Annotated in this window: 19 protein-coding genes and 1 pseudogene; 12 read left to right on the forward strand and 8 right to left on the reverse strand. The window is 69.7% G+C overall.

The annotated features are described in order from the left end of the window. Window positions 1–14: 14 nt before the first annotated feature. Together AC1MEY_RS23075 and AC1MEY_RS23080 are read left to right on the forward strand one after the other, a co-directional pair. On the forward strand, window positions 15–782 hold the full coding sequence (locus tag AC1MEY_RS23075) for an isocitrate lyase/PEP mutase family protein (RefSeq protein ID WP_480227698.1): 768 nt from the start codon (window positions 15–17) through the stop codon (window positions 780–782). A gap of 563 nt (window positions 783–1,345) precedes the next feature. Then, window positions 1,346–1,693: a winged helix-turn-helix transcriptional regulator gene (locus tag AC1MEY_RS23080; RefSeq protein WP_480231632.1), complete on the forward strand. Its 348-nt coding sequence runs from the start codon at window positions 1,346–1,348 to the stop codon at window positions 1,691–1,693. Here the strand turns inward: AC1MEY_RS23080 and AC1MEY_RS23085 are convergent, their stop codons facing one another. From AC1MEY_RS23085 to AC1MEY_RS23095, 3 genes are read right to left on the reverse strand one after another with little or no spacing between them, the layout of a single operon-like run. Beyond that, on the reverse strand, window positions 1,694–4,066 hold the full coding sequence (locus AC1MEY_RS23085) for a PEP/pyruvate-binding domain-containing protein (protein ID WP_480227699.1): 2,373 nt from the start codon (window positions 4,064–4,066) through the stop codon (window positions 1,694–1,696). A 4-nt stretch (window positions 4,067–4,070) separates the two neighbouring features. Next, window positions 4,071–5,048 (reverse strand): TIGR03617 family F420-dependent LLM class oxidoreductase, encoded by a 978-nt coding sequence (locus tag AC1MEY_RS23090; RefSeq protein ID WP_480227700.1) that lies wholly within the window; start codon window positions 5,046–5,048, stop codon window positions 4,071–4,073. After that, the gene (locus AC1MEY_RS23095) at window positions 5,045–6,172 is read right to left on the reverse strand and encodes an Rv3169 family protein (RefSeq protein WP_480227701.1); all 1,128 of its coding nucleotides are present in this window, start codon (window positions 6,170–6,172) and stop codon (window positions 5,045–5,047) included. Before AC1MEY_RS23095 ends, AC1MEY_RS23090 begins: the two co-directional genes overlap by 4 nt. Window positions 6,173–6,212: 40 nt before the next feature. On the opposite strand from AC1MEY_RS23095, the gene AC1MEY_RS23100 reads away from it, so the two are divergent. Beyond that, window positions 6,213–6,848 (forward strand): TetR-like C-terminal domain-containing protein, encoded by a 636-nt coding sequence (locus tag AC1MEY_RS23100; protein WP_480227702.1) that lies wholly within the window; start codon window positions 6,213–6,215, stop codon window positions 6,846–6,848. Here AC1MEY_RS23100 and AC1MEY_RS23105 read toward each other — a convergent pair. The 3 genes from AC1MEY_RS23105 to AC1MEY_RS23115 all read right to left on the reverse strand — a co-directional run bounded on the left by AC1MEY_RS23105 (window position 6,823) and on the right by AC1MEY_RS23115 (window position 10,744). Continuing rightward, entirely contained in the window at window positions 6,823–8,832 is a 2,010-nt protein-coding gene (locus AC1MEY_RS23105) for an OPT family oligopeptide transporter (RefSeq protein ID WP_480227703.1), read from the reverse strand. The two genes, AC1MEY_RS23100 and AC1MEY_RS23105, sit on opposite strands and share 26 nt — an antisense overlap. A gap of 101 nt (window positions 8,833–8,933) precedes the next feature. Beyond that, a complete protein-coding gene (locus AC1MEY_RS23110) occupies window positions 8,934–9,782 on the reverse strand; it encodes an HpcH/HpaI aldolase/citrate lyase family protein (RefSeq protein WP_480227704.1) in 849 nt (282 codons plus the stop codon). Between the two features lie 113 nt (window positions 9,783–9,895). Then, window positions 9,896–10,744, reverse strand: coding sequence for a class I SAM-dependent methyltransferase (locus AC1MEY_RS23115; RefSeq protein WP_480231633.1), 849 nt, complete (start codon window positions 10,742–10,744; stop codon window positions 9,896–9,898). Window positions 10,745–10,854: 110 nt separating this feature from the next. Between AC1MEY_RS23115 and AC1MEY_RS23120 the strand changes: the two genes are divergently transcribed. Beyond that, window positions 10,855–11,673 (forward strand): class I SAM-dependent methyltransferase, encoded by an 819-nt coding sequence (locus AC1MEY_RS23120; RefSeq protein ID WP_480227705.1) that lies wholly within the window; start codon window positions 10,855–10,857, stop codon window positions 11,671–11,673. Continuing rightward, on the forward strand, window positions 11,670–12,647 hold the full coding sequence (locus AC1MEY_RS23125) for a phytanoyl-CoA dioxygenase family protein (protein ID WP_480227706.1): 978 nt from the start codon (window positions 11,670–11,672) through the stop codon (window positions 12,645–12,647). Before AC1MEY_RS23120 ends, AC1MEY_RS23125 begins: the two co-directional genes overlap by 4 nt. Window positions 12,648–12,653: 6 nt before the next feature. Here the strand turns inward: AC1MEY_RS23125 and AC1MEY_RS23130 are convergent. After that, window positions 12,654–12,919, reverse strand: a pseudogene (locus AC1MEY_RS23130) (DUF222 domain-containing protein); the annotation flags it as partial. Window positions 12,920–13,430: 511 nt separating this feature from the next. Between AC1MEY_RS23130 and AC1MEY_RS23135 the strand changes: the two are divergent. Genes AC1MEY_RS23135 through AC1MEY_RS23155 form a run of 5 tightly spaced genes read left to right on the forward strand, consistent with a single transcriptional unit; the run spans window position 13,431 to window position 18,495 of the window. Further along, window positions 13,431–14,906, forward strand: coding sequence for an APC family permease (locus AC1MEY_RS23135; RefSeq protein WP_480227707.1), 1,476 nt, complete (start codon window positions 13,431–13,433; stop codon window positions 14,904–14,906). Window positions 14,907–14,911: 5 nt separating this feature from the next. Then, a complete protein-coding gene (locus tag AC1MEY_RS23140) occupies window positions 14,912–15,889 on the forward strand; it encodes a carbohydrate kinase family protein (RefSeq protein ID WP_480227708.1) in 978 nt (325 codons plus the stop codon). Between the two features lie 31 nt (window positions 15,890–15,920). Next, the gene (locus tag AC1MEY_RS23145) at window positions 15,921–17,180 is read left to right on the forward strand and encodes an aminotransferase class III-fold pyridoxal phosphate-dependent enzyme (RefSeq protein WP_480227709.1); all 1,260 of its coding nucleotides are present in this window, start codon (window positions 15,921–15,923) and stop codon (window positions 17,178–17,180) included. Continuing rightward, window positions 17,177–17,815, forward strand: a complete 639-nt coding sequence (locus AC1MEY_RS23150) for a class II aldolase/adducin family protein (protein ID WP_480227710.1) — start codon at window positions 17,177–17,179, stop codon at window positions 17,813–17,815. Before AC1MEY_RS23145 ends, AC1MEY_RS23150 begins: the two co-directional genes overlap by 4 nt. A gap of 56 nt (window positions 17,816–17,871) precedes the next feature. Continuing rightward, window positions 17,872–18,495: a TetR/AcrR family transcriptional regulator gene (locus AC1MEY_RS23155; RefSeq protein WP_480227711.1), complete on the forward strand. Its 624-nt coding sequence runs from the start codon at window positions 17,872–17,874 to the stop codon at window positions 18,493–18,495. Between the two features lie 7 nt (window positions 18,496–18,502). Here the strand turns inward: AC1MEY_RS23155 and AC1MEY_RS23160 are convergent, their stop codons facing one another. Then, complete coding sequence (locus AC1MEY_RS23160) at window positions 18,503–19,078, reverse strand: TetR/AcrR family transcriptional regulator (protein WP_480227712.1); 576 nt, start codon at window positions 19,076–19,078, stop codon at window positions 18,503–18,505. An 87-nt stretch (window positions 19,079–19,165) separates the two neighbouring features. Here AC1MEY_RS23160 and AC1MEY_RS23165 point away from each other — a divergent pair, with 87 nt between their 5' ends. Beyond that, on the forward strand, window positions 19,166–19,573 hold the full coding sequence (locus AC1MEY_RS23165; RefSeq protein WP_480227713.1) for a nuclear transport factor 2 family protein: 408 nt from the start codon (window positions 19,166–19,168) through the stop codon (window positions 19,571–19,573). Then, window positions 19,570–20,409, forward strand: coding sequence for an NAD(P)H-binding protein (locus AC1MEY_RS23170; RefSeq protein ID WP_480227714.1), 840 nt, complete (start codon window positions 19,570–19,572; stop codon window positions 20,407–20,409). The genes AC1MEY_RS23165 and AC1MEY_RS23170 overlap by 4 nt, the downstream gene beginning before the upstream one ends. Window positions 20,410–20,412: the final 3 nt, after the last annotated feature.

Raw genomic sequence — 20,412 nt, forward strand, 5'->3', positions numbered from 1 at the left:
AGGGAAGAGGGAAAATGAACCAGTCGCTTCGCGACGATCTCGCCGGCCACGCCGAGGCGCTGCTAGAACTGCACCTGCCGGGCGACCCGGTTGTGCTGCCCACCGTCTGGGATGTGTGGTCAGCCCGGGTGGCTGCCGACGCCGGATTCGCGGCGCTGACGGTGGGAAGCAAACCCCTCGCGCATTCGATGGGCAAGACCGACCACGAGGGGATGCAGTTCGAGGACGTGCTCGAACGCACCGCGCAGATCACTGCCGCGGTCGGCGTTCCGGTGTCGGTCGATGTTGAGTCGTGCTACGGCGTCAGTGCCGACAGAATGATCGGCGGTCTACTGGAGGCGGGGGCGGTGGGCCTGAACGTCGAGGACACGGTACACAGCGAGGCAGGCCGACTTCGCACTTCCGCTGAACAGGCCAAACTGGTGGCTGCACTCCGCACCGCCTCGGACAAGTCCGGCGTGCATATGGTGCTCAACGCCCGGACCGACGTGCTTCTGCATCAGCTCGGCGACGAGTCCGACAGGATTGAGCGCGCGATCGCCAGGTTGCGCGATGCGGCCGACGCCGGGGCCGACTGCCTCTACCCCATCGGACTCCATGATGAGGACACCCACCGGCGCCTGGCGGCCGAGCTGCCTCTGCCTGTCAATGCCGTGGCGAGACCAGACGAACATGATCTGAGCGTGCTAGCGGCGCTGGGGATAGCGCGGATCAGTTTCGGGCCGTTCCTGCAAACGGCATTGACCGCGAGGATGCAGGACATTCTGAAGCGCTGGGGTTGAGATCGGCTCCGGCGTCCTGACCGGAGACGGACTGCAGCTACCGCGCCCCTACCGATGACCGCAGCATGACCGACATAGCCGCCGACTTCTTGCCTGCACGGAATAGCGTCGGTGACCCCGACGTCCCTTCTGCCTGCTTCCAGCCGACCTGCGTCCGTTGAGTAGCGGTCAGCAGCTGTGACGATGGATCCCGGCGAGTCATGTTGTGCAACTACGGCATATGCTACTCAGGCGTGTCGGTTCAGCGACGGTGCCGACCGCGCTTCTCATCCGGCGGCGCCCTGACCGACGGCCGGCCATGTGGGCGTGCAGGGACAACTACGTTTGCCGAACGTTGGCCGAGGTGACCTCAGCTGCCAGCAGATAGCTACGCAGGCACGGTCAGTCGCGTTCCGGTCCTGACAAATCGGGGGCTTCAACCAAATCTCACCGACATGTCCAATTGGACATCGTGTGGACATTTCACTTGAGAATTGGACATAAAACTTGAGAAGCCACAAGTCCGTCGACGGGAACTGGAGAACCGTGTGAGCACTTCGGAGCGACCGAAGGCCTACGACATCATGGCCGCCACGTGCCCCAGTCGCGTTGTCCTCAACCGGATCGGCGCCCGCTGGACGATCTTCGTGGTCGTGGCCCTCGAAGAACGGACCGCGAGGTTCGGCGAACTGAAGGCGCGGATCCAGGGCATCACGTCGAAGGCGCTGACCGAGACCTTGCGGGCGCTGGAGCAAGACGGCCTCGTATTGCGGACCGAATTGGACGGCGTGCCGGCGCCGGTGATCTACGCGCTGACGCCCCTGGGCCGCTCGCTGCTCGGTCCGCTGGCCGCCGTCCGGGACTGGGCCGAGACGCACGTCCCCGAAGTCCTGGAGGCCAACGCACGGTCCGGCCGGGAGAACGCGAGCTAGTCACGCGAGCCGCGTCACCAGACCCTTGTCGCCGTCCACCCGGACGCGGTCGCCGGTGCGGAGCACCTGGGTGGCCACCAGCGTGTTGACCACGCAGGGCAGGCCGTACTCCCGCGCGACGACGGCACCGTGGGACACCGAGCTGCCGATGTCGGTGACGAGGGCGCCGATCACGGTGAAGTACGGGGTCCACCCGACGTCGGTCACCGGCGCGACGAGGATCTCCCCGCGCTGCACCTGACGCGCGTCCTGGATCGACTTGGCCACGCGGACGGTACCTTCCACCACTCCGCGGCTGGCGGGACGGCCCAGGATCTGATCGTCGGTCACGATGCCCACGGGCCTGCCGAGGATCGGGTCGGGCCGGCCCACCGAGACGTCGTCGAACTCGAGGGACTGCTGGAAGGGCAGCGCCTCGCGACGCCCGATCGCACGACCCACCAGGTCTGCGACGTCGCCGTCACCGACCAGCATCGGCAGCTCCGGCCGGTCGAAGAAGAAGACGAGGTCGGCATCGGGCAGACGGCCGGACTCGGCCAGCACCTCGCCCAGGTGGCGGTATCCCAGTTTGAGGCGGTGTGCCATCAGCGCCATCTTCGCCTTGGTTTCCTCGCGGCCACGGGCACCGCCCTGCGCGAGACGTGCCAGCAGTCGCACCGTGCGCGATCCCGGCTCGTCGACGACGACGGCAGACGGGACCTCGCCGGCCGATTCGCGGGACGCGGTGACCATGACCTGCATCATCGAACCCAGCCCCTCGGCGTCCTCGGCCCAGGCAGGATCTCGCATGCACAGTTCGCGGTAACCGCGATGGCCGTGCCGAACGAGGAACCGCCGCAACGCCTCCGCAGCGGGGCCCTCGGCCTGGCGCAGATGCGTGACGGCCTCCGCGGGCGGTGCGGCGAGGAACGCGCAGGCGGTCACCTCGTCGGCGGCGATCCTGCCCACCACCTCGTGCAGTTCCTGCACCATCATCGCGCTCTCGACGTCGCTCGCCCCGGCCATCAGGCGGGCGGCCTCGGCCTGTCCGTCGTTCTCCGTGCGACCGGCCTTGACCGCGGCACGCACCAGGTAGCTCTCCAGCACGTTCGCCCCCACCGCAGCACGGGACGAGGAGCGGACGTGGACCAGCGTGACGTGGCAGTACAGCTCGACACCTGACTCCAGTTGCCGCAGGACCGCTTTGGGGTCGCGACCGGTCGGGATCTCGAACCCGGCGATCTGATCGCCGAGCCGTCGGATCGCCGGCCCCGCCGACAGCGCGTGCGAGGTGAGCCGAAACGTGTTGACGAGCTTCTGGAGGAACGGCTTCGGCGGTGCCGGCTCGAGTTCGTCGACCACGCGGCCGCAGATCGACATCGAGAACTGCTCCAGCGAATTGCCGAGGATGCCCGAGCTGAGCGCCGTGCCCTCGGTCATGTTGAGGAACATGTGCCCGTAGAAGTAGCCCACCTGCAGCCACTGCCGGTCGTAGCGGTCCTGCGCGCGCGCCACCACCTGCGTCATCTGCATTGCGTAGTCGATCGCATGCCCGGACACCGCCGCGGTGAGCGGGCAGAACGCACCCGGCATCATCTCGCCGATGTTGCACCGGGTGTAGATGTGCGTGGGGCCCGCCACGGGGGTGTCCATCTCGTTGAGGTCACCGGGCAGCGTCGTGATCGGCCGCGCCTGCAGCCACCACAGCCGGCCGGCCCGGTCGATCGCCCACTCGAGGTCCAACGGCCCGTCCCAGTACCCGGCCGCATGCAGTGCGCCGTCGCGGATCTGGGCGACCTCGTCGTCGGACAGGACCGGGACGTCGCCGACCTCGCGGACCGCCGGGGTGCCGTCCGAGGTGACGACGAGGTGGTCGGAGATCGCGGTGCCGTCGACGAGGGCTTCGCCCAGTCCCGCGACGGCGTCGATCACCACGAGGTCCCGACGACCGGTGGCGGGGTCGGCGGTGAAGACCACTCCGGCGGCGCGGGCGTCGACCATCCGTTGCACCACGACGTGCATCGTGACGGGCTCGGGGCCGCCGTAGGAGGCCGCGCGGTCCGATCCGACCGACGTGGCGCACCGCTGGACGGCGGCGACGAAGTCCGGAACCGAGTCGACGCCGAGCACCGTGTCGTACTGACCGGCGAAGGACTGCTGAGCACCGTCCTCGCCGGTGGCCGACGACCGGACCGCGACCGGCGAGGCCTCGGCGGCCCGCATCCGGGTGAACCGGTCGATCACCGGATCGGGCACGGAGTCGCCTGCGGCGTGCGCGATCACGAAGTACTCGGGCACGGGGTGCCCGAGTCGCATCAGCTTCGCCAGCCCGAGGGCCTTGCCGCCGAAGCGGTCGTCGATGATCTCGTCGTATTCGACGGTGGTGGTGGGCATCTCGTCAGTCCAGCGCGTCGATGATCTCGGCCAGTGCCTCGACGGCGATGGGTCCCGGCTGGTACAGGCAGATCCGGTCGGACACGCCGTCGACGCGGTCGCGGATGTGTGCGGCCACCTCGGCGGGGGTTCCGCAGGCGGCGATCGTGTGCAGTACCTCGTCGTCGATCAGCGTGGCCATCTCCTGCCATCGTCCCTGCTTGGACATCGCGTTCAACTCGGGTTGCAGATCACCCCAGCCGTGCGCGTCGAGCACCGGGCGGTACGCGGGAGTGGATCCGTAGAACGCCAGCAGCATTCGCGTCGACGCGTGGTCCTCGCCCACCGACACGATGATCTCGGGGACCACCGCCAGGTCGTCGGCGTCCCGGCCCGCGGCCGCGAGCCCCTCGCGGACGGCGGGCACGGTCTTTTCGTGCAGGTACTTCTTGGATCCGAACGGCATCACCAGCAGACCGTCGGCCACTTCGGCAGTCGCGCGGGTCATCCGGGGACCGAGCGCGCCCAGGTAGATCGGCGGCGGCCCGAAGGGGTTCGGACCGGGATTGAACGTGGGCGTCATCAGGGTGTGGCGGAAGTACTCGCCGCGGAAGTCGAGCCGCTCGCCGTCGTTCCACGTCGCGAAGATCGCCCGTAGCGCTCCGACCATCTCCTTGATGCGGGCCACCGGGTGCTCGAACTCGGCGCCGTAGCGCTTCTCGACCTGGGCGCGTACCTGGGTGCCGAGCCCGAGGATGAACCTGCCCTCGGACAGCTCCTGGAGGTCGTGTGCCTGGTGCGCCAGCTGAATGGGATTGCGCGGCAGCGCGATCGCGACATTGGTCATGAGGTCGAGACCCTTGACCGTCGACGCCAGCACCAGCGGGGTGAACACCTCCCGCGGCCCTTCGAAGGTGAACACGCCGGAGGCTCCGGCCTCGCGCAGCAACGCCGCACGTTCGACGGCATCGGTCGGGCCGAAGAGCGCCGTCATGACCTTCACGTGGTCGCCTCCGCCACGACGTCGGTCCAGTCGGAGAACCCGGACGGGTGGTGGGGACCGATGACGGCGTGCTCGAACAGGCCGACGCCCCGATGCGTCTGGCCGTCGGCATCGGTGTAGACGGCGCGACCGACGTGGTCGATCAGGCTGAACGGGGCGCGGGCCATGACCTCGGGATCCGTCATGTCGTAGGACACGCGCTCCGAGGTCGGCCCACCCATCCAGGTGCCGTGTGCCCACGACGGGTCGCCGCCGTATCCGGAGCCGAAGGATATGGGCGCGAACAACGTCGACTCGACGTCCAGCTGAATTCGATCGCCGGAGCGGGTCAGCATCTCGACGTGCGCACCGTGGGGAATGCGGGTGCCGGGCGTGTAGTGGATCGTCGCTCGGACGCCGTCGAGCTGCTCGACCCTGCCGTCCGGCCATCGGCGGGTGCAGTCGTAGAGGCTGCGGTGGCCGTCGGGATCCTCCTGGATGATCAGGAAGATCTGGTGGTCGTCGAACGCGAGCGGCAGGTACAGCCACCACATCCCGCGGAAGGCGGTGTCGGGCCTGCCGGCCGGCTCCGGCTCGCCGATCGGCCGGATGCCCCACGACCGGTCGCGGCTGCCCACCGAGGTGCTGTGGTCGACGGTGAGGCGGTCACCGTCGACGTCGATCCATCCCTCCCACGTGCCGAGCTGGGCGAATCGACAGGCCTGCAACGTCACTCGTCGATCCGAGTGCATCTGGTGCGGATGCTCGAGGGCGGCCGGGAACAGGCCGCGCCATCTGAGGTCGGCGGCGATGCCCTCGGTGTCGGCGACCGTCAGGTGCAGTTCCCGGAGCGGTTCGACGACGTCGAGCCGGTAGCCGTTGACGTTCTGGTTCATGCGGTCGTCGTCGATCGCGTCGCTGAAGCGGACGGCGGTCTGGGTGTCTCCGCGCCGCACCACCACGTAGGCGTCCTTGACGCCGAGCCGCGGGTAGTAGCCGATTCCGGTCAATGCCATGAACCGGCCGTCGCGGTCGAGCACGTTGAAGTACGAGCGATCGTAGAAGTTGCGGTCCGACGTCGCCGGCGCGCTGATGGGCACCGGCGCCTGGTGGATCGGGTATTCGTCGAGGGGGCTGGGGAACACGACTCTCCAATAACGATACGATGCGGGTTATATTTGAATCATGAGAACAGATCCGCCCAAGGATGACAAGGACTCCGTCCGGTCGTCCGCGGGACGGCCGCGCGACGGCAGGATCGACGCCGCGATCATCGAGGCCACGCGCGAGCTGCTGCTCGAGTCGGGCTACTCCGCGCTGTCCCTGTCGGCGATCGCGGCCCGGGCCGGCACCACCACCGCGGCCATCTACCGGCGCTGGTCGGGCAAGGCCCAGCTGGTGCACGAGGCGATCCTGCCCGCCGAGGTCACCGCTATGCCGAGCGCATCCGGCGACGTCGTCGAGGACATCCGGGCGCTGGTGGAGGCCACGCGCACCATGTTCGACCGGCCCGAGGTCCGCATCGCGCTACCGGCGCTCATCGCCGACACCGTCGCCGACCCGGACGTGCACAGCAGGATGACGTCCCGGTTCGCCGAGAGCCTCGCCACCTTCCGCACCCGGATCGGCGACCAGCCCGACCTGCCCAGCGACGTCGGTGACCTCCCGCTGCTGGCCGAAGTCGTCGTGGGCAGCGCGATCTTCCGCATCATCGTGCGGCACGACGCCCCGCTCGACGATGCGTGGGTGGACGACCTGACCGCTCTGGTCAGCTCCGGGTGGTCGGCGAACCCCGTTAGGCGTCCGAGCCGGGACCGGTGACCGCGGCGCCCGCGTACCGGCGGGTCCACCTGTAGAGGCCCGCGACCACGGCCACGAACAGCACGACACCGAGGATCTCGGCCCAGCTCGCGAAGTCCTCGCCGATCAGGGCGAGCGGGGTATCGCTCCCCGAGGACGCGACGATGCCGGCGAACACCACGCCGAACAGGCTCTCGCCGACGATCAGACCGGTCGCCATCAGCACCCCGAGCCGCTTCTTCTGCTCGATGTCTCGGGCGTCTCCGCCGGACCGATCCGACCACCTGTCGTAGAACCGGCCGAGCAGCGCGCCGATCGGGATGATGAGCGTCAGCGACATCGGCAGGTACATGCCCATGCCCACGGCCAGCGGCGGCAGCGCGAACCTGGTCTTCAGCTTGAGCACCTCGTCGACGAGGATCACGACCGCACCGATGGCGGCGCCCAGGCCCAGCAGACCCCAGTCCAAGTCGCCGCCGAAGACGCCCTTGGCCAGCGACGAGATGAGGGCCGCCTGCGGTGCGGCCAAGGCGTTCTCGCCGGCACCCGGCGCACCCGCGAAACCGAAGGCCGTGTTCAGCAGACCGAGCACGGGCGGGATGACGAGCCCGCCGAAGATCACGCCGATCACCAGCGCGACCTGCTGCCGCCACGGCGTGGCGCCGACCAGCTGGCCGGTCTTGAGGTCCTGCAGGTTGTCGTTCGAGATGGTGGCGATGCCGAACACGATGGCGGTCGCGAACAGCGCGTACGCCACCAGCCCCAGCGTCTGCGCCGGGTCGTCGCTGCGGCCGTGCACCAGCACCAGCACCAGCGATGCGATGACGACCACCAGGATGCCGAGCCCCGAGATCGGGCTGTTGGACGAGCCGATCAGGCCGGCCATGTACCCCGCGACGGACGCGAGCACCGCACCGATCACCACCACGAACAGCAGGGTCACGACGATGGTCAGCGGGCCCTTGCCCGCGACGTCGGTGCTGTCGAGGAACCACCACAGCAGCAGGCCGATCGGCAGCAGGGATACCACGATCGTGCCGCCGACGATCCAGATCGGCAGGTCGCGCTCGACCAGCTCGACGCGCTCACCGCCACGGCGCGCACGGGTCGATACGGCCGCGGCCCGGATGCCGCGGACGATCGGACCGAGGATCTTGACGAGCGTCCAGACCGCCGCGATCGCGATCGCGCCGGCGCCGACGAACCGCACGTCGCTGGAGAACGTGCTCGACACGATCTCGGAGACGTCCGCGCCGCTTGGGATGTCGTTCCAGGTCAGCGTCGGCAGCAGCACGAAGTAGGAGATGACCAGGCCGACGATCATCGCGAAGCCGACGGTGACGCCGACGAGGTGGCCGACGCCGATGAGCGCGAGCGACAGGCTGGCGCCCACCGTCGAGCCGCCGGCACCGATGCGGAAGTAGGTGGAGACGTCGCTCAGGATCAGCTTGGTCGCGGCGAGCAGTGAGAACCCCGCCGCCACCAGCGAGCCGACGAGGATGGCGCGCAGGCTCCGCCGGTTGCCCTCGCCGCCGTCCTCGGCGGCCTCGCCGACCTTGAGCACCTCGGCGGCGGCCACGCCCTCCGGATAGGGCAGATCCGAGCCGGTGACCAGCGCGCGGCGCAGCGGCACCGAGTACATGACACCCAGGATTCCGCCGACGACGCACACCGCGACGGTGATCCAGTACGGGAAGCCGGTCCACCAGCCGATCATGATCAGGCCGGGCAGCACGAAGATGATCGCGGCCAGGGTTCCCGCGGCCGAGGCGATCGTCTGCACGATGTTGTTCTCGAGGATGGTGTGCCCGCGGAAGTAGCGCAGGATCGCCATCGAGATGACCGCGGCGGGGATCGCCGTGGCGAACGTCAGACCGACCTTGAGGCCCAGGTAGACGTTGGCCGCCGTGAAGACCAGCGTGATGACTCCGCCGAGGACCACGCCCCGGACGGTGAGTTCGCGGATCGACGGGGCGGTCGCCTCGACGTCGTCCAGTTTCGCCATGACCATCTCCCACTCGGGTAGTGGTTCGAACGTCGCAGCGACGCTGCGCGCCCGGGAGATGTTAGTGGGCGTTCACCGAGCGCTCAGCACAACGCCGCGGCTCAGACGAGACCGAGCTTCTCGGCCAGGTCGAGCACGGCCTCGGCGCGCGCACGCGTGGGGCCGACGCTGCCGTCGTACGGGCCGGTGGGCGCGTCGAGGCGGGCCAGCGTGCCGCGCGCCTCGTCGATCTCGAGCGGGGACGGGCTGAGCAGGCTGTTGATCGTCTCGGCATGATCGAGCACCAGGCACAGCCGGCCGGTCATCCCGGCCGCCTTGGCCACCGCGGTCTCGCGGGCGAGGTGACGCGTCTGATCGCGCAGCGTCGGTCCGTCGATCGGAGCGGGCAGGCCGGCGGCGCGGCTGGCGATCACCAGCCGGGCGCGGGCGTAGGCCAGCACGGTGGGGTCGGCGCTCATCCCGGTGTCACGACGAAAGTCCCCGACGCCGAACGCGATTCGCGAGCATCCCCGCGTCCGCGCGATGTCCGAGACCGACTCCAGCCCGAGCGCCGATTCGACCAGCGCCACCACCGGGGTGCCCGACGGCAGGCGGGCCGCCGTCGATGCGACGTCGTCAGGGGATTCGGCCTTCGCCAGCATGACGCCGGACAGTCCGGGGACGTCGGTCAGGGCGTCGAGGTCCGCCGACCACTCGGGTGTCCCGACGGCGTTGATCCGCACCCAGGCGGACCCTCCGCCGAGCCACTCGGCGACCGCCGCGCGACCGTCCGACTTCTGCGAGGCGGGCAGCCCGTCCTCGATGTCGAGGACGACGGCGTCGGCGCTGCCGGTGACGGCCGCGTCGTAGACGGCGGCGCCATCCGGGATGCCGGGCTGCAGCAGCCAGGTCCTGGCCAGTGACCAGTGCGGCTTGCGGAGTCGCTCCGTCAACTGCGGTGAAACCGTCACTCGGCAGGCCCCTCACTCGTCGATGTCACTCCATCGTCGGGGCCACCCGGCGATCGCGCCAGGTTGTGCTCGTTTTGTTCACGCCGCCGATGCCCGGCGGTACGCGTGACGACTCAGGGCACCCGGGTGATCAGGACGTCGACCGGGTGGGGCAGGACGCCCGGTCGGCCGGGCAGCGAGATCTCGCGGAGGTAGTCGAGCAGCTGCTCGCGGGCGGCGGGTGGGAGTGCGCGCGAACGGGCTCCGATGAGGAAGTCCAGCACGGCCTCGCCCCGTCCGAGCGAGTCGTCGAGCACGTCGCGGGCGTCGAGGTGACCGACGATGGTCTCGGTGCGCGTCGTCAGTCCGCGTGACTCGAGTTCGGCCTGGACGTCCTCGGAGAACCAGGGCTTCAGCCCGGCCCACGGGCACAGCATCTCCGTGAGCGAGCACAACGGCTGCAGCGGCGCGATGGCGCTGACCAGCAGGCCGCCGGGACGGACCATGCTCGTCGCGTGTTTCAGCGCCGCCGACAGGTCGGCGACGTAGTACAGCGAGTGGACGAAGTGGACGAGGTCGGCGGGGTGGCCGGCGTCGTGGTCGGCGAAGTCGCCGATGACGACGGTCGGGGTGAGCGCATCGACGTCGAGATCGTTCAGCCGTGAGGCGAACTTGGCCGCAGACGGTGGGTGGGGTTCGACGCCGGTGTAGCGCACCTGGCGGCCGTCCGCGGCGAGGGCCGCGGCCAGTGGCGCGTCCACGCTGCCGTCGCCGACGCCCACGCCCACGACCCGCACGGGGTCACAGGTGCCGAGCATCGGCGGCAGGGCGGTGGCCAGCCACGATTGCAGCCGAGACCGCTGATCGCTCGCCGCCTCGTAGATGGCGTGGGTAAGGGCGTATCGCTCCGGCGACAGCGCCGGCAACGCCGGTCGATCGATGATTCGGGCCCGTAGTCCATCGAGGGGCAGGGGCGGCCCCATCACTGTCACCCTCGCCAGTGTTCCTTGGAAAATCGCCAGTCCGAACCAAAGCACCGCTTCGACACCGTTGCGTAAGAAACCGGCCACGGGATCCGTGGTTGGCTGGAGTGATGAATCGACCCGATACCGCCCAGCGAAGCCTGGACCACTGGAGCGAGGCCGGCCGGTCGGAGATGCAGGCGTTCTACGCCTTGGCCACCGAGGACTACCGGCAGCTCGTCGGCGCCCGGGACTGGGCGGCCGACCTGAGCGCTCGCGCGGTCGACGGTCGCGTACGCCTGCTCGACGTGGCGTGCGGAAGCGGAAAGTTCCCGTCGGCGCTGCTGGCGGCCGGCCTTCCCACGGAACCCGCCGTCGACGTCGATCTGCTCGACCCGTCGGCCTTCAGCATCGCCGAGGCGCGTGCGGTCCTCGCGCCGCCCTTCGTCGCCGCCGCCGAGCACGAGGTGTTCCTGCAGGACTTCGCCGGCACGAGTTTCGACGTCGCGTGGGCCACGCATGCGCTGTACGCGCTGCCGCCCGCGGAGCTGGCCGCCGGCGTCGCGAAGATGGTCGCCGCGCTCCGGTCCGGCGGCTTCGGAGCCGTCGCCCAGGCGTCGTCGCGGTCGCACTACCTGGCGTTCTACGACGCGTACCGCGCCTCGTTCGCCCCCGATGCCACCCCGTACACGGATGCCGAGGGCGTCGCGGCGGCACTCCGCTCGGCAGGTGCGCCGATTGAGGTCCAGGTGATCCACTACCGCACCGGGACGGCCGATCGCGCCGTCGCCGAGGGTTTCCTGCAGCGCTGCGCGTTCGACGACGCGTTGTCACTGGACCAGATGGAGGCCAGTGACGTGCTCGGTGCCTATCTCGCCGGTTGCCGCACGTCCGACGGCGCCTACGAATTCGAGCACGAAGCCCACCTCATCACCTGGACGCAGCCATGATTCGCAACCCGCACCTGTCCGACACCACCGCTGCGGGCACCGCATCCGACGTCGCCGTCGAGTGGGACCGCGGCAACGACCAGTGGTGGGACTGGTACATGTCGCTGGCCGACGGTCCCGTTCCCGACGGCCCGTTCGTCGACCCGCCGCCGCACGATCCGGGTCCACTGCCGTCCGACGAGGAGGTGTTCGCCGAACTCGCCGAGCCCTACCCGGTCACCGCAGCCCAGTTCCGCCAGTTCCAGACCGACGCGTTCATCAAGCTGCCCGGCGTGCTGAGCCCCGGCACCGTGGAGCGGCTGCGGATGCGCCTGCGCGAGATGCTCGACGAATCCGTAGATCCCGCAGTCGGTTTCCAGAGTCGCGAGATGATGTGGCTGGAGGACGACCTGGTGCGCGCAGCGGTGCTGTCACCGCGCATCGGCGGCATCAGCGCAGCCCTGCTCGGTACGGGTCAGGTGCGGCTCTACCACGACAACGCCCTGTCGAAGGAGCCCGGCGCCGGACGTACCCCGTGGCACTACGACGCCCACCACTTCCCCCTGGACTCGCCCGACGTGCTCACCGCGTGGATCCCGTTGCAGCCCACGCCACGCGAGATGGGGCCGTTGGCGTTCGCCCGCGGCGCCGACGTCGCCGACCTGGTCGCCGACCTCGAATTCGACAAGCACGGCACGTCGTATGACCGTGGCGTGTCCGAAGTCCTTCGCGCAGAGGCGGTTCAGGTCGAGGACGGGCCCTTCGCCGTAGGCGAGGTGAGCTTCCACGCCGCCAGCTGCTTCCACACCGCAGGCGCCAATTTGACCACTGCGGCCCGTGTCGTGCTGGCCACGACGTACTTCGCCGACGGCACCAAGGTGATTCCCAGCCCGACGATGATCAGCGGCGACTGGCGCAAGTTCATCCCCGGCGCCGAGCCGGGACACGTCGTCTCGAGCGACCGCAACCCGCTGCTGGAGCGCCCTCGGGCCTGACCCGGGCTAGTTGTCGCTCGTAGGTGATGGTGGTTCGAACGGTGTGTACCACCACCATTGGGCGCGTTCCCCGAGCGGGCAGGGGCAGGGTGGGACGTCCGGTGGTGCTGTGGTGGGTGGGGCGGGCCAGGGATGCAGCACTGGTTGCGGTGCTCCAGAGCGCGGCGCAGCCGCCGGTTGATGGTGCGGGTGGTCCGTCCGGCACCGATGGGCCGGCCCTGGCGTTCGAACCAGACCTCGCAGGTGGCGTCGCACAGCAGGTAGCGGCGTTCGTACGTTCCGCCCGTCAGCCGAGCACTGTGTCTCCCCACCGCGTCAACGAATGATGACGCGCCCAGGTGCACACGTGCTCCGGGCGGGGCCGCTCACCGCGTCGAGATAGCGCTGAGGCGACGAACGTTGCGAGTGACGCCGGCGCTGAGCGCTATCTGGACGGTCGCGGGCTGCGTTCTGCCCGTCAGCCGAGCACTATGTCTCCCCAGCGCGTCAACGAATGATGACGCGCCCAGGTGCACACGTGCTTCGGTCGGGGCCGCTCACCGCGTCGAGATAGCGCTGAGGCGACGAACGTGCGAGTGACGGTGTCGCTCAGCGCTATCACCTCCGAAACCGACGGCAGGACCCGCCCGGAGTTTCGATCCGGTTAACAGGCCCGCCAGCCCTTGTTCTATTTCGGACGTCCGTCTACTGTTCCCAAGAGCGTGCGATCCAGGTCACCGACGAGCCGGAGCGCATCCCGCCATCCGGCATGAACAGCCTGCGAGATCGCCTGGGAGAAGACGAATGTCATCACACGCACCGGACGCCGCCCCCGTGGCCGCCGCGGACCCCGGGTCCCCGGCCGGCCCGACGCAGTTCAAGGCCAATCTCGGCACCGGCCGAGTCGCACTCCTCGTCATCGCCTGTGCCGCGCCGCTGGGATCGGTCATCGGCAACACGCCGATCGGCTTCACCTTGGGCAACGGCGCAGGTCTTCCCATCATCTTCCTGGTGGCCGGCGTGGTGCTCGCGTGCTTCGCGGCCGGCTACGTCGCCATCAACCGGGCGGTCCCCGGCGGAGGCGGCTTCGCCCGCTACGTGCACGCAGGCTTCGGGCCCGGAGCCGGTCTGGGCGCGGCCTACGCGACCACCCTGGCCTACGGGTCCGGGACGATCGCCATCACCGCGGCCGCCGGCTACTTCGCCGACGTGATCGCGCAGCCGTACGGCCTGGATCTGCCCTGGTGGCTGTACTCGATCGTCGCCATGGTCATCGTCGGCACCATCGGTCGCTACGCCGCCGACCTCAGCGCAAAGGTCCTGCTCGTGATGATCGCCGCGGAGTTCGCGATGCTGATCGTGCTCGACGTGCTGATCCTCGCGCACAGCGGGCTCTCGGCCTTCCCGCTCGACGTGTTCTCCCCCAAGCAGGTGTTCTCCGGCAGCGTCGGCCCGGCGCTGATGATCGCGTTCACCTCGTTCATCGGCATCGAATCCGCGGTCATCTACGCCAACGAGGCGCGCAACCCCGGCAAGACGGTGCCGCGCGCCATCTACCTGTGCGTCGGCGTCATCTCGATCTTCTACTTCCTCACGGTGTGGCTCATCGTCGGCTCGGTGGGCGTGAACCAGATCGTGCCCGTGGCGCAGGAGGCGCAGGGCGACCTGCTGTTCACCCTCTCCGGCGACCAGGGTGGCCCGCTGCTGACGACGCTGATGCAGATCTTCTTCCTCACCAGCGTTCTGGCGTCGCTGGTGGCGTTGCACAACGCGACGACCCGCTACCTGCAGACCATGGGAACCCAGGGCACGATGCCGCGGTTCCTGGGCGTCCTGCACCCGCGGTACCGGGGGCCGGCACGCGCGAGCGAGGCGCTGTCGGTCCTGACCGCCGTGCTGGTCGCCCTGTTCGTGATCATCGGCCTCGACCCCTACCTCGGCGTCTACACCAGCCTCGGTGGCCTGTTCACCGTCGGCATCGTCGCCATGCAGGGCGCGGTGGCCGTCACCGTGGTGGTGTTCTTCCGCAAGCGCAGGGACCGGCGGCTGTGGAAGACGCTGATCGCCCCCACCGTCGGCGCGATCGGTCTGCTGACCGCCACCGGCCTGATCATCGCGAACTACTCGGTGCTGACCGGAACCGACGCCCTGCTGCCGAACCTGCTGCCGTGGAGCATTCCGTTGGCGTTCGTCATCGGCTTCGTCGTGTACCACCGTCGCCGCGACCTGGTCGTCGACTTCGACCCCGTGCCCGCCGCCGAGAGCCGGGCACAACCGTGAGTGCCGTGGCGGTCATCGGCCCGCACCTCATCGACATCCTCGGCCGACCGGTCTCGGAGATCCCCGCGGGGCAGGGCAGCGTCGTGCTCGACGAGATCCGGGTGACCGTCGCCGGAACCGGCGGCGGAGCGGCCGTCGACCTCGCCAAGCTCGGCGCCACGGTGTCGTCGTTCGCGGCCATCGGGGACGACGTCCTCGGACGACTCCTCGTCACGCAGCTCCACGAATACGGCGTCGACACCACGGGATTGGTGATGCAGCGCGGGCAGAAGACTGCCTCGACGATCCTGCCGATCCGTCCCAACGGCGAACGCCCCGCGCTGCACGTCCCCGGTGCGATGGCATCTCTGCTGCCGTCCGACGTGGATCGCTCGGCCGTGCTCACCGCCGACGCGGTGCTCTTCGGCGGACCGGAAACCAGCCCGCGACTGCTGGATTCGGACGGCATCGAACTGTTCGCCGCCGTGCGTGCGGCCGGGATACCGATCTTCGTCGACCTGCTCTATCCCGGACGGCCGGCAACGCTCGAGCTGCTCGACCCGTTGTTGCCGCTGATCGACTGGTTCATGCCCAACGACCAGCAGCTGCGCGGGCTCACCGGAGAGGACGACCTCGTCGAGGCCGCGCGGCTGCTGCTGGCACGCGGAGTGGGTGCCGTCGCCGTCACCGTCGGCGAACACGGTGCGGTGCTGGTGCGGCCCGACTCCGACCCCGTCTCCGTCCCGGCGCTGCCCACCACCGTCGTCGACACCACCGGCTGCGGCGACTCGTTCAACGCGGGCATGATCACCGGGCTGCTGTCCGGCTGCTCCGCGGAGGACGCCGCGCTCATCGGCGCCGCGTGCGGCGCGCTGGTGGCCTCCGGGCTCGGATCCGACGCCGGCATCGACGACCTCGGAGGCGTGCTCGCGCTCGTCTCCGCATCACACCCCGACGCGGGCGGCCGCATCGCCGCCCGCACGACCACCGCGCTCGACGCGTGACTCGAATCCGCTGCACCAGAGGGAGAACGCCATGACCACCGACATCGACGTCGCCGCCGATCAGCGGCAGCGCAGTGCCGACACCGAGCTTCGACGCCGCGCGAAGGCCGTCGTCCCGAACGGCATGTACGGCCACGAGAACATGAACGCGTTCCCGGCGATCCCCCAGTTCATCGAGCGGTCGCGGGGCGCTCGGCTGTGGGACGTCGACGGCAACGAGTACGTCGACCTGATGTGCAGCTGGGGTCCGGTCATCCTCGGTCATGGTGATCCGGTGGTGGAGGAAGCGGCCGAAGCGCAACGCCGACAGGGCGATTGCCTCAACGGTCCCGCGCCGGTCATGGTCGAGCTGGCGGAGGCCTTCGTCGAGACGGTCGCCGACGCCGACTGGGCGATGTTCGCCAAGAACGGCACCGACGCCACCACGATGTGCTGCACGATCGCACGTGCCGAGACCGGTCGCGCGATGATCCTCGTCGCCGAGGGCGCCTATCACGGCGCCGCCCCCTGGTGCACCCCGTTCCCGGCGGGTGTCACCGCTGCCGACCGCGCCAACCTGCTGCACTACCGGTTCAACGACATCGCCTCGATCCGCGCCGCGGTCGGGGATCGGGCCGGCGACGTCGCCGCGATCATCGTCAGCCCCTTCCGTCACGACGCCGGGTACGACCAGGAGTTCGTCGATCCCACCTTCGCCCGCGACGTCCGCGCCTACTGCGACGAGATCGGGGCGGCACTCATCCTCGACGACGTCCGCGCGGGCTTCCGGCTGCACCACGGCGGCAGTTGGGAACCGCTCGGCGTCCCAGTGGATCTGACGCCGTGGAGCAAGGCGATCGCGAACGGCTACCCGCTGGCCGCGGTCACCGGCACCGACCGCTACCGGGATGCGGCCGGCGGCATCTTCGTCACCGGCTCGTTCTGGATGGGGGCCGTGGCCATGGCCGCCGGGCTCGCGACCATCACCGAACTGGCCCGCCGCGACGCCGTGTCGCGGATGCGCGACCTCGGGCAGGACCTGCGCACGGGCATCGTCGGCAGCGCCGAGCGGTGGGGCTTCGACGTGCACTACACCGGGCCCGCCCAGATGCCGAACCTGTTGTTCGCCAACGACGCCGACTACGAGCTGTCCGTCGCGTTCAGCGCCGAGGCACAGGCTCGCGGGGTGTACGTCCACCCCAAGCACAACTGGTTCGTCTCGGCCGCGATGACCGACGGTGACCTCGACATGGCGCTCACCGGTCTCGACGGTGCCTTCGGCGCGCTCCGGGCCCGGTACCCCCGACCATGACCGACCTCCGGGCGGTGCGTGCCGAGGTTGCGGCGAGCTGCCGCGACCTCGCAGCGCAGGGCGTGGCGGTGGCGGGCGCAGGCAACGTCAGCGTGCGGTCCGACGACTGCGTCCTGATCACCCGGGCGGGAATGCGCTTCGAGGCCGCGACGGCGGAGGACATCACCGTCGTCAGCCGTACGGGCGACGTCCTGGACGGGTCCCGGCCGTCCTCCGAGACGGGCCTGCACCTGGGCATCTACGAGCGCTCGGCGGCGGGAGCCGTCGTCCACACCCACGGGCGCAGTTCCGTCGCCGTCGGGCTGGTGTGCGACCAGATGCCCCTGGTGCACTACAACCTGCGCCGACTCGGCGGCCGGATCCCGACCATCCCGTATCTCCTGTTCGGCTCCGACGAACTCGCCGACGCGGTGGGAGACGCCGTCGCAGCGGGTTTCGGCTCGGTCCTGATGCGCAATCACGGTGCCGTCAGCAGCGCAGGGTCGCTCGCCGAGGCCGTCGAGCACGCCTGCCTCGTCGAGTGGGTGTGCGACGTCTTTCTGGCGGCGTCCGGCATCGGCACCCCGGCGGTCCTCACCGACGAGGATCTGGACGCCGTCGCCGAACAGAGTCGGCGCCTGTCGTACGGTCGCTGAGGCCCGGCCGGCCCGGGTCCTACACTCGTTCACAGCCGGACAGCCGAGGGGACCCGATGCCGAAGATCGTCGATCACGACGAACGCCGCGAGGAGATCCTGCGCGCGGCGATCCGGGTCATCGACAGCGTCGGCCTCGACAACACCACCACCCGCGCGATCGCACTCGAGTCGGGCTACTCCAACGGGGTCCTCAGTCACTACTTCGAGGACAAGGACGACATCCTCCAGTCGATCCTGGTGAAGACCCACCGCGAGTTCATGACTCGCGTCGAGGACAGCATGCGCGGCAAGGACGAGTTCGGCCGGCTGTGGGCCATGTTGATGCAGAACCTCCCCCTCGACCGCGAGCGACGCGTCGAGACCTTGATGGAGATGAACTTCTGGCCGCGCGCGGTCTCGAATCCGGCCTCGCGCGAGTTCCAGCGCGACGCCGCCAACGACCTACTGAAGCGGATCCGCAGCCTGATCGCCGACGTCCGCGGCGCGGGACGGCTCGAGAGCGACCTCACCGACGCGGACGTGGCCGAGCTGCTCATCGCCGTCATCGACGGACTGTCGGTGCACGCCGAGCTGTTCCCGAAGCGGCTTCCGGCCGCGCACCAGAAGAAGCTGATGCGAGTTCAGCTGGAGGCCATGGGCTTTCAGATCGACCAGAAGGCCCTCGACGCCGCCCGATGACGCCGGCTCAGTCCAGTAGCCGGGTCACCAGCACCTCGAGGTCGTCGTGCAGCCGGCGACGGGTGACGGCTGCGGCGCCCACCAGGTGGTCCACGAGATCGATCCGGGTGGCGGCCAGCACCACGTAGGCGAACCACGGGGCGTCGTCGGCGGCTCCGGCGTCGGCCATCAGCTGCGAGAGCAGCTGATGCGTCGTCACGTAACCGGGCGACGTGTAGAGCGTCGGCGCACCACCGGTCTGGTCCTGCTCGATGGCGAGTGCCAGTCGTCGGTTGTCCAGCTTGAAGTCGACGACGGCCGCCAGCACCGCGGAGATGCGGGCGCGGGCCTCGCCGTCGGGTCCCAGTGGGGGCGGGCCGGATTCGATCGCCGTGCGCAGGTCCACCAGGCGTGCGTCGTAGACCGCGCGGAGCAGGGTGGCGCGGTCACCGAAGCGGCGGAAGAGCGTTCCCTTGCCGACGCCTGCCGCCCGGGCGACGTCGTCCATCGACACGGCGTCCACGTCGGCGGCGTCGTCGAAGAGCCGGCCGGCCGCGACCAGCACCGCCTGCCGGTTGCGCGCGGCGTCCGCACGTTCTGCCACGACGCCTCCCTTGCCAAAGCGGACCGGCGGTCCATATAGTGGTCGAAACGGACTGACGGTCCGAATCGTAACCGACAGGAGACTGCCATGACCACCTCCCTTCCCGGCGACGTGTTCGTCGAGGCCACCGAGGCGATCCGGGCCGGTGACGTCGACGGGTGGCTCGCGAGGTGCCACGACGACGTCGTGCTCGAATTCCCCTATGCGCCGGTCGGTCGGCCACGGCGGGTCGAGGGCAAGGAGGCCGCCGGCGAGTACCTGCGCGCCGTCCCCTCGCAGATCGAGTTCGAGCGCGTGACGCATCTCGACGTCCATCAGACGGTCGATCCCGACACCGCCATCATCGAGTGGGCGGCCAGCGGGCACGTGAAGTCCACCGGCGTGCCCTACGAGATGTCCTACGTCGTCGTCCTCACCCTCGTCGACGGCAAGATGGCGCTCTACCGCGACTACTGGAACCCGCTGACCGTCCTCGACGCGATCGAGGCGTCATGACCGACGGCGCGGTGCTCGTCACCGGTGCCACCGGGAACACCGGCCAGTTCGTCTGCGCCGAGCTGGCCGCGGCCGGTGCGGCGGTGACCGCCGCCGGCCGGGGCGGCGGGGCGGGACAGTCGGGCCGCGGCGTCCGCTTCGACTGGTACGACCGCGCGACCTGGGAACCCGCCCTCGACGGTGTGGACCGGATCTACCTCATCGCTCCGACTGGCGAGTCGTCGCCCGGGTCGGTCATGCGGCCGTTCCTCCGGCTGGCCCGCGACGCGGGCGTCCGGCGGGCGGTCCTGCAGAGCAGTTCGCTCATCGAGTCGGGTGGTCCCACGCTCGGCGACGTCCACGCGGCCGTCGCGGCGACGTTCCCGGAATGGGCGGTGCTGCGACCGAGCTGGTTCATGCAGAACTTCTCCGGTCGACACCCGCATGCGGACTCGATCCGCACGTCGGGCGTCCTCACCACCGCGACCGACGGCGGCCGGGTGGGCTTCATCGACGTCCGGGACATCGCGCGGGTGGCCGCCCACGCGCTGGTCTCCGAGGTACCCCTGAACTGCGATCCCATCCTGACCGGCCCCGCCGCATTGAGCTACGCCGACGTCGCCGGGATCGTCGGCCGGACCTCCGGCCGCCGTGTCACGCACGTCGCCGTGGACCGCGATCAGATGCGGCAACTGCTCGTCGCCGACGGGATGTCGGTCGACTACGCGGACATGCTGGCCGGATTGGACGCGTTGATCGCCGACGGCGCCGAGGACCGGGTGACCGACGAGGTGCTGCGGCTGACCGGCGTGCCGCCACGCTCGTTCGAGGAGTTCGCCGCCGACGTCGACTGGTAGCGC

This window comes from Mycobacterium sp. PTI7, from assembly GCF_056679845.1.